This window comes from Streptomyces sp. BE20 (assembly GCF_036322525.1).
GTDB lineage: Bacteria > Actinomycetota > Actinomycetes > Streptomycetales > Streptomycetaceae > Kitasatospora.
In genome coordinates, this window is sequence record NZ_JAQYWW010000194.1 from 1 (window position 1) to 8,562 (window position 8,562).

Annotated in this window: 7 protein-coding genes, 1 tRNA gene and 1 pseudogene; 6 read left to right on the top strand and 3 right to left on the bottom strand. The window is 69.7% G+C overall.

Features of this window, described 5'->3' with window-relative positions:
- The coding region (locus PUR61_RS00840; protein WP_329874568.1) for a transglycosylase domain-containing protein at window positions 1-2,055 on the top strand (2,055 nt) is incomplete at its 5' end.
- Window positions 2,056-2,198: 143 nt separating this feature from the next.
- Here PUR61_RS00840 and PUR61_RS00845 read toward each other — a convergent pair.
- The gene (locus PUR61_RS00845) at window positions 2,199-2,654 is read right to left on the bottom strand and encodes a GatB/YqeY domain-containing protein (RefSeq protein WP_329874570.1); all 456 of its coding nucleotides are present in this window, start codon (window positions 2,652-2,654) and stop codon (window positions 2,199-2,201) included.
- A 186-nt stretch (window positions 2,655-2,840) separates the two neighbouring features.
- Here PUR61_RS00845 and PUR61_RS00850 point away from each other — a divergent pair, with 186 nt between their 5' ends.
- From PUR61_RS00850 to PUR61_RS00860, 3 genes are all read left to right on the top strand, one after another.
- Complete coding sequence (locus PUR61_RS00850; RefSeq protein ID WP_329874572.1) at window positions 2,841-3,488, top strand: CGNR zinc finger domain-containing protein; 648 nt, start codon at window positions 2,841-2,843, stop codon at window positions 3,486-3,488.
- A gap of 206 nt (window positions 3,489-3,694) precedes the next feature.
- Window positions 3,695-4,639: a metallophosphoesterase gene (locus PUR61_RS00855; protein WP_329874573.1), complete on the top strand. Its 945-nt coding sequence runs from the start codon at window positions 3,695-3,697 to the stop codon at window positions 4,637-4,639.
- A 99-nt stretch (window positions 4,640-4,738) separates the two neighbouring features.
- Window positions 4,739-4,812, top strand: a tRNA-Pro gene (locus PUR61_RS00860).
- A gap of 80 nt (window positions 4,813-4,892) precedes the next feature.
- Here PUR61_RS00860 and PUR61_RS00865 read toward each other — a convergent pair.
- A pseudogene (locus PUR61_RS00865) lies at window positions 4,893-5,077 on the bottom strand (site-specific integrase); the annotation flags it as partial.
- A 260-nt stretch (window positions 5,078-5,337) separates the two neighbouring features.
- On the opposite strand from PUR61_RS00865, the gene PUR61_RS00870 reads away from it, so the two are divergent.
- The gene (locus PUR61_RS00870; protein ID WP_329874576.1) at window positions 5,338-6,246 is read left to right on the top strand and encodes a YDG/SRA domain-containing protein; all 909 of its coding nucleotides are present in this window, start codon (window positions 5,338-5,340) and stop codon (window positions 6,244-6,246) included.
- 282 nt (window positions 6,247-6,528) lie between these two features.
- Here the strand turns inward: PUR61_RS00870 and PUR61_RS00875 are convergent, their stop codons facing one another.
- Window positions 6,529-7,416 (bottom strand): nuclease-related domain-containing protein, encoded by an 888-nt coding sequence (locus PUR61_RS00875; RefSeq protein WP_329874578.1) that lies wholly within the window; start codon window positions 7,414-7,416, stop codon window positions 6,529-6,531.
- Window positions 7,417-7,846: 430 nt separating this feature from the next.
- On the opposite strand from PUR61_RS00875, the gene PUR61_RS00880 reads away from it, so the two are divergent.
- Window positions 7,847-8,425 (top strand): DUF5994 family protein, encoded by a 579-nt coding sequence (locus PUR61_RS00880; RefSeq protein WP_329874580.1) that lies wholly within the window; start codon window positions 7,847-7,849, stop codon window positions 8,423-8,425.
- The last annotated feature ends 137 nt before the right edge of the window (window positions 8,426-8,562 follow it).

An 8,562-nucleotide genomic window follows, 5' to 3' on the forward strand; every position in this document is an offset into this window, starting at 1 on the left:
ACCGTCCTCGCCGCCGACCAGATGTCGCCGTACATGCGGCAGGCCCAGGTCGACATCGAGGACGCCCGCTTCTACGAGCACGGCGCCGTCGACCTCAAGGGCGTGCTCCGCGCGATCAGCAAGAACGCGGAGAGCGGCACCACCTCCCAGGGCGCCTCGACGCTGACCCAGCAGTACGTGAAGAACGTCAACGTCGAGAAGGCCGGCGACGACCAGGCGGCCGTCCTGGAGGCCCAGCGCAAGACCCTGGGCCGCAAGATCCAGGAGCTGAAGGTCGCGATCAAGCTGGAGGAGGACCTGACCAAGGACCAGATCCTCACCAACTACCTCAACATCACCTTCTACGGCCACCAGGCCTACGGTGTCGAGGCCGCCGCCCAGCGGTACTTCAGCAAGAACAACAAGGACCTGACGATCGCCGAGGCCGCCACCCTCGCCGGCGTGGTGCAGAACCCCTCGCAGTACGACCCGGTGCGCTTCCCCGAGAACACGGTCAAGCGGCGCAACGTCGTGCTCGACAAGATGCTCGAGAACAAGCACATCACCGCGGACCAGGCCAAGGAGGCCAAGGCCGCCCCGCTGGGCCTGAAGTTCAAGGACCCGCAGAACGGCTGCATCACCGCGCAGGCCGGCATGGGCTTCTTCTGCGACTACGTCCGGCACGTGGTCAAGCAGGACCCGGTCTTCGGCAAGAACGCCGCCGACCGAAAGAAGTTCTGGGACCAGGGCGGTCTGAACATCTACACCACCCTCGACCCGGACAAGCAGGCCGCCGCCCAGAACGCGGTGACCTCCAAGGTCAAGGTGACCGACCCGGTCTCGGCCGCCGCCACCATGATGGAGCCCGGCACCGGCAAGATCCTCGGGATGGCCCAGACCCGCCCGTACGGCCTGGACCCGAACAAGAACCAGACCGTCGTCAACCTCAACGTCGACGCGGCGATGGGCGGCGGCAACGGCTTCCAGACCGGTTCGACGTTCAAGCCGGTCCTGGCCGCGGCGGCGCTGGAGTCGGGGATGTCCCCCACCCAGCCGTTCCCGTCCGAGAACAAGATCGAGTACCCCACGATGTCCACCTGCTCGGGCACCTGGAAGAACACCGCCAAGGGCAAGGAGCGCAGCGTCGGCAACGAGTCGGCCAGCGAGGTCGGCCCGTACGAGCTGAAGCAGGCCATGGCCCTGTCGGTCAACACCTACTTCGTGCAGATGGAGCAGAAGGTCGGCCTCTGCGCGATGAAGCAGATGGCCAACAAGCTCGGCATCAGCCAAACCTCGAAGGGTGACCCGTTCGTCGAGGTCCCGTCGATGGTCCTCGGCACCCTGGAGCTCTCCCCGCTGACCATGGCGAACGTCTACGCCACCTTCGCCGCCCGCGGCAAGTACTGCACCCCCGTCGCGATCAACAAGATCACCACGGTGGACGGCAAGGACATCAAGGTCCCGCAGACGACCTGCAGCCAGGCCTACTCCCAGGACACCGCGGACGCCCTCAACGCCGTCCTGCTCAACGTGACCGAGAAGGGCACCGGCGCCTCCCTCCAGCTCGAAGGCGGACGCCAGATCGCCGGCAAGACCGGTACCACCGACGAGAAGAAGGCCGCCTGGTTCAGCGGCTACACCCCGCAGCTCGCCACCGCCGTCTGGCTCGGCGGCCCGGCTGGCGGCGTGAAGATGAAGAACATGAAGATCGGCGAGACCTACTACGGCGCCGACGGCGTCTTCGGCGCCACCGGCCCCGGCCCGATCTGGCAGATGGCGATGAACCAGGCCCTGCGCGGCGCTCCCATGGAGACCCTGCCGACCATCAACATCCCGGACCCGGCACCCAAGCCCGACCCGAACGCCACCGCGCCGGCCAGCCCGCCGGCCACCGGCGACCCGAACGCAGGTGGCAACCCGCCGCCCGCCAACACCGGCGGCGGCAACCCCGGCGGCACCAACGCCGGCGGCCTGATCGGCGGCGGGATCACCCTCCCGCCGGGCATCATCGGCGGCGGCAACGACGGCGGTCACGGAAACGGCAACGGCAACGGCAACGGCGGTGGCCACCGCTGACCGACCCGGTCGACCGTGACGCGAAGAGGGGTGCCCCCCGAGCCAGTGGCTCGGGGGGCACCCCCTTCTTCTCCCGCTGCGCGGCCGGCCTGCCGTCCTACTGCCCCGCCGACCCTCTGCGCTGTTGCCCTGCCGACCTGTCGTCAGCCGGTCAGCGCGGCCTTCACCGCGGCGGCGACCCGGCCGCCCTCGGCCAGACCGTCGACCTTCGGCTTCACCAGCTTCATCACGGCGCCCATGCCCTGCGGCCCGGTCGCACCACTCTCGGCGACGGCGGCGGTCACGATCGCCGCCAGCTCGTCGTCGGAGAGCTGCTTGGGCAGGTAGTCGGCCAGCACCTCGCCCTCGGCCCGCTCCCGGGTGGCCTGCTCGGTCCGGCCCGCGGTGTCGAACGCCTCGGCGGCCTCCCGGCGCTTCTTCGCCTCCCGACCGATCACCTTCAGCACCTCGGCGTCCGAGAGCTCCCGCTTCGTCTTACCCGCCACCTCCTCGCTGGTGACCGCGGAAAGCGTGAGCCGGATGGTGGACGAGCGGAGCTCGTCCCGGACCCTGATGGCAGCCGTGAGGTCCTCCTGCAGCTGCGCCTTGAGCGTCGTCATGGCCCGAGTCTTTCACCTGCGGCGTTCAGCTGCCCGGCATTAAGCCGTGGGCCTCCGAACGAAGCCGGCCCCGTCGGCCCGCCCGTCCGCCGTCCTTCCTGTCCCCTTCCCCTCGGTCCCCTCCGATCCGCTCCCTTCCCCTCCGCTCCCTTCCCATCGCGCAGAGTAACCCTTTAAGGTGGTTACATGACCGATGAGCGAGCCCCGGGGCTGATCCTGCACCCTCCCGGTGGAGGAACCGCCTTCCACTTCGACCCCGGCGCGCTCTGCCTGGAACTGCTCACCACCGGCGCGCCGGCGCCGTACACGCGCTACGAGACGCTGCACCGCCCGGCGGACCTCGCCGGGTGGCTCCCGCAGTCCCGGCTGGGCCTGCCGTACGAGGCCGTCCGGATCAGCGACGAGCAGCTCGCGGGCATCCGCACCCTGCGGGACGCCCTCTGGAGGCTCGCCGCGACCCGCGCGGGCGGCGGCGCACCCGGGCTGCTCGACAGCGGCAGGAGCGCCGGGGCCGGCGGGACGGCCGACGACTACGCCGTGCTCAACCGGGCCGCCGCGCTGCCGCCGCTCGCCCCCCAGATCGCCCCGGACGGCACGCCCGCCCCGCCGCTGCCCGGCGACGGCGCCCAACTCGCCTCGACCGTCGCCCGCGACGCGATCGCACTGTTCACCGGCCCGTACGCGGAACGGGTCCGCGAGTGCGGCGCCCACAACTGCCACCTGCTCTTCGTCGACACCTCGCGGCCCGGGCGGCGGCGCTGGTGCTCGATGGAACGGTGCGGCAACCGGCACAAGGTCCGGGCACTGCGGGCCCGGCGCGAACAGGCCGAGTAGCCCCAGGAACGCCGGCCACCCGCGACCCCCGTCGACACACCCGGCACGTCCGGCGCATCCGGCATGCCCGAGTCCACCGGTGACGCACCCGGTCGGCCCAGCCGTCGCACCGGCCGACGACCGAACCGACCGGACGCACCACCGGTCGGCCCCCGCACGCCCACCGGCAGTTCACCCGCTGATCCGCCGTCTGAGACCATGGACCGATGCGACCGCTGTACTCCGTCCCCCTCGGAATCGCCGCCACCGGCGCCGCCTGCCTCGCCTACTCCGTTGGGTACGAGGTCCGTTCCTTCCGCCTCCGCCGGGTCGAGATTCCGGTCCTCCCCCGAGGCGCCCGCCCCATCCGGGTACTGCAGGTCTCCGACATCCACATGGTGAGCGGGCAGGGCAGGAAGCAGCGCTGGCTGCAGAGCCTCGCCGGACTCCGGCCCGACCTGGTGGTGAACACCGGCGACAACCTCTCCGACCCGCTCGGCGTCCCCGCCACCCTGGACGCGCTCGGGCCGCTGATGGAGTTCCCGGGCGTCTACGTCTTCGGGTCCAACGACTACTACGGCCCGGCCCGCAAGAACCCGGCCCGCTACCTCCAGGCCCTGCGCAGTGGCGTCCACGGCATGAACAACCCCGACGGCACGGCCGGGCGCGGCGTCAACGGCGCCGTCCACAACCCCTGGGAGAAGCTGCGCGACGGCTTCGACGCCGCCGGCTGGCTCGACCTCACCAACGCCCGGGGCCGGCTCACCGTCGGCGGACTCGACCTGGAGTTCACCGGCCTCGACGACCCGCACATCCGGCGCGACCGCTACAGCGCGGTCACCGGCGGCCCGTCGCCCGACGCCGACCTCTCGCTCGCCGTCGTCCACGCCCCCTACCTGCGTGTCCTCGACGCCTTCACCGCCGACCGCTACCCGCTGATCCTGGCCGGCCACACCCACGGCGGCCAGCTCTGCATCCCCTTCTACGGCGCCCTGGTCACCAACTGCGACCTCGACGCCAAGCGGGTCAAGGGCCTCTCCACCCACCAGGCCGGCGGCCGCCGCTCCTATCTGCACGTCTCGGCCGGCTGCGGCACCAACCGCTACACCCCCGTCCGCTTCGCCTGCCCCCCCGAAGCCACCCTCCTCACCCTCACCCCGGCCGCCCGCTGACCCGCCCGGACGCTCGCCGAGAATCGGATTTCGTCTCTCGGCAAGCGTCCGGTAGAGTTCTACTCGTCGCGAAGGAGACGGAGCGACAAACAGCAGGACCGGGGTGTGGCGCAGCTTGGTAGCGCGCTTCGTTCGGGACGAAGAGGCCGTGGGTTCAAATCCCGCCACCCCGACCCAGCAGTACAGAGGGCCCATCGGAGAGATCCGATGGGCCCTCTGGCGTTATGCGCGTTTGACTGAGTGACCGAGCCTCAGGGCCCTGGGAGAACAGGCCATCCATGACCGTGGCGCCGGTCTGGATCATGGGGCGGGACGGGTCGAGGCGGTAGGTCTCTTCGGTGGCCGCCGTACTGAAGTGCCGACCAGACTGGAGATCGCTTCCAGGGACACACCGCTGTCCGAGAGCAGGGACACGAAGCTGTGGCGTAGCTCACGGGGAGCAAGAGCGCCATACGGCGATGTGTGGCGGGATCTGCGGGGTGCCCGCGGGCCGGCTGATCGTGGATCGTGGTGGGTCGCCGGGTGGTTCCCTCGTCGCCCGGACCCCAAAGGCGCAGCCGGAACTTCCAAGACCGGCGAGGCTGCCCGATCGACGATCGAACCCTCCGCTCAACCTGAGTCATGGCAGCAGGTCATGCCGGTCGGTACGGGGCACAAATCGCAGGCGGGTTGTCATCTCGCCATGCGAAGCTGGATGCATGATTGGCGAGCCGCCCGGCGCTTACGTCGGCCAGGATTTCAGCACCCGCCGCTTGGCCCACGAGGCGGGAGTACACCGTCCGCTACAAGCCGGCATCTGTGGGACGAAGGTGACCGGCGCTGAGTCGATCGTCGTCTCTGGTGGCTACAAGGACGACGAGGACTACGGCGATGTCGTTGTCTACACCGGCCACGGTGGACAGGACTCATCGAAGAACCAGGTCGCTGACCAAACCCTGGAAGATCCCGGGAACGCTGCCCTGGTCACCAGTTACCTGGAAGGCCTTCTTGTCCGAGTGCTGCGCGGGGCACACAAGGGCTCCAAGTATGCGCCCAAGTCGGGCTACCGGTACGACGGATTGTTCCGAGTCACGGGCTACGGCAGCAAACTCGGAATTGACGGTCACTTGATATGGCAGTTCCGCATGGAGGCGCACGAGGGCACGCCGATCCCCGCGGCCGTAGAAACAGCAGACCTACCCATGGCCGACGAACTCCCACTCGAAGACGACGCTGAACCGCCTGTCACTGGCAGTGAAACCCCCGAACGGGTACCCACCACAGTGCAGCGCATCGTCCGTAGTAGCGCTGTAAAACGACAGGTCAAGGCCTGGCACGACAACCAGTGCCAGGTCTGCGCACTGCGCATTGAGGTTCCCGGCGGCAACTACAGTGAGGGCGCCCACATCCAAGCCCTTGGTAGCCCCCACAACGGACCTGATATCGCTGCGAACGTTCTCTGCCTCTGCCCGAACTGCCACGTCATGCTTGACGCCGGCGCCATAGTCCTGACTGACGATCTCATGGTCATCAAGGGAGGCACCGAGATCGGCACCCTGCGGACCCACCCCAAGCACAAGATCGACCTCAATTGTGTGCGCCGGCACCGCGAGCGATGGCGTCAATGAGGAGCTCCAGTCGGCTTAGCAGTGCCGGACCGGTGGAGTGGGACCGGTGGAGTGTCTAGCATCCGAGTTGCCTCGGGACGAAGAGGCCGTGGGTTCAAATCCCGCCACCCCGACCCAGCAGTACCAGTCAGGCCCCATCGGAGAGATCCGACGGGGCCTGACTGGTTTCTGTGTGACTGGGCCTCAGGGGCCTGCTGGAACAGGTCGTGCATGACCGTCACACCCGCCCGGGCCGGACTTGCGGCTCCTGGCGTCGCACCGGGCCGCCCCGTGCGTGACAGCTCAACCGTGCCAGGTACGGCTGTCGCGGGCCACGGCGAAGATCTGGTCCACCTGGTCGCTCCGAAGCCGGGGCGACCACCTGGACAGATGCCGGTCCACGTGCGCTCCGTCCAACAGCAGAACCGGGGACTGCGCTGATCCGATCGTGATCGAGGCCGCCCCCACCACGGCGACCACCGGCTGGACCGGCACCGGGAACCCCGAGCGCGCCGAGAGCACTCGCGCGACCTTCGCCGATTCGCTCTGGCTCGCGGGCGCGTAGCGTGTGGCCGCACGGTTGACGGTGATCGCCCGGTCCCCCTGCCAGACGGTGGCGCCCCGGTGGTGCTTCGTGTTGATCGTGAAGACGCCCGGCGGGCCGATGACCAGATGGTCGATGTCGGTTCCGCTGGAGAACTGCACCGAGTGGAGCACCTTCCACCCGTCGGGAAGACGGTCCAGCCGGCGGCCGACCAGACGCTCACCCCGCAGGCCGACTGCCCACGGGTGAGCCTGCGTCTGCTCCGAACTGAGCCAGTAGGCAAGTCGTCGTTTGATCCAGCTCGGCTCGACCTCGTCGATCTTTCGGCGGATGGAGTCACCAGGAGCGTTCAGCGACAGGTCGAAGCCGGGTGCCGCGGGAGGCGCGACAGGAGGCGCGGACGGCACGGGAGGCGGCACGAGCGGCGGCGAGGGCGGCTGAACCGGCGTCGCTTTGGCAACGCCGGGTGCCGTCGCCAGGTGAGCGGCCAACACGGTCTCGACAACGGCCCGTTGGCGCTCGTCCCGCACCACGGTCTCGCCGGTCTTGAAGTCGTACCAGCCGAGGGCCTTCTCGGCACCGCGCCGGTTCACGTACAACCTGTCGTGGCCGTGACGGCGCCAGCGTCCGACGGTGAACTCGTCCATCCCCACCCCCGAGACAACGATCGTTCGACGATCCACCTCAGCACGGGGAAGGACGGCTGCCAAGAGGGCGTCGGGGACTGCCAGGTCGGTATTGCGCGGGCGGGGAGCCCCGCCCGGTACGGTCCTGCCGGAGAGGTCCGGCAGGACCCTGTCGGGGGTCCTGCCGAGCGTCGGCTCAGGCTCGCTGCGGCGGGCCGGACCTGACAGAAAGTCGGGCCGGCGGCGGACGGGTGGCGGAACCGCAGACTGACGTTCTCCCATGGCACGGCAGATCGGTTGTCGCGACCGTGCCAGGATCGGGCCGGACGGGGAGTAGCCTGGGCATCACCGAAGGCACTTCGCATGCCGGCACCGGATACTGGCGTCGTCTCCGGCGAACGGCCATGCCGGACTCGGCCTCCGGGTCGAGCCCGGAGACGGGTCCTTGATCATGACTGCGACCCTCGATCGCGCGACAACGCCCGCCGCCCCGCAACCCACCGCCCGGATCTCCCTCGCGCCCGTCGGCGCGCGGGCCGGCAGGTTGGACGGCGCCTGGTGGCCCCGCTCGCGTGATCTTCTTCGCGAACTCCCCTCCCTGGCCGCCGAGATCGACGAGCGGTGGGGCCGGGTCACCCGGATCACCGTGAACCCGGCGCAGTGGCCCGTCGTCCCCCGGCGCATCCCGGTCGTCGGGCACACCGTGCACGCGGGTTGGTTCGGGGCCGAGCAGGACGAACACACGATCGCGGTGTGCTCGTACGCCCCACGCCGGCTGAACCTGCTGGTCGTCCCGCCGTCGACGGATGCCGCCGTCGCCGCGCGGCTGATGTCCGAGGCGGCCGGCCCCGCCCGTATGCGGACCGCGAGCGAGCTGCTCGCCGCCGAGGCGGACGGCGCTGCGGACGGGCCGGACGTCCGTTCCGACTTCCTGCCGTCGGCCGCCGCGCCGGGCGACGGCCCCGGCGAGGCCGGACGGCGTGCGGGCATCGCCCGGAGCCGTGCCGCAGCCTGGCCGGCGACCGCCTAGTGAGCTGGTCCGGAGATGCGTGAGCAGTAGCGGCAGATTCGGTCGATGATCTGGTCGGCGGTCTTGGTCCACTTGAACGGGTGGGCACTGTCGTTCCAGTTCTTGATCCAGTCCTCGAGTGTGGCCTTCAGCTCGTC

Bases quoted from the DNA above. Each gene is read 5' to 3' on its own strand.
- PUR61_RS00855 (WP_329874573.1), top strand. From the start codon at position 3,695: ATGCGACCGCTGTACTCCGTCCCCCTCGGAATCGCCGCCACCGGCGCC.
- PUR61_RS00850 (WP_329874572.1), top strand. From the start codon at position 2,841: ATGACCGATGAGCGAGCCCCGGGGCTGATCCTGCACCCTCCCGGTGGA.
- PUR61_RS00870 (WP_329874576.1), top strand. From the start codon at position 5,338: ATGATTGGCGAGCCGCCCGGCGCTTACGTCGGCCAGGATTTCAGCACC.
- PUR61_RS00880 (WP_329874580.1), top strand. From the start codon at position 7,847: ATGACTGCGACCCTCGATCGCGCGACAACGCCCGCCGCCCCGCAACCC.
- PUR61_RS00875 (WP_329874578.1), bottom strand. From the start codon at position 7,416: ATGGACGAGTTCACCGTCGGACGCTGGCGCCGTCACGGCCACGACAGG.
- PUR61_RS00845 (WP_329874570.1), bottom strand. From the start codon at position 2,654: ATGACGACGCTCAAGGCGCAGCTGCAGGAGGACCTCACGGCTGCCATC.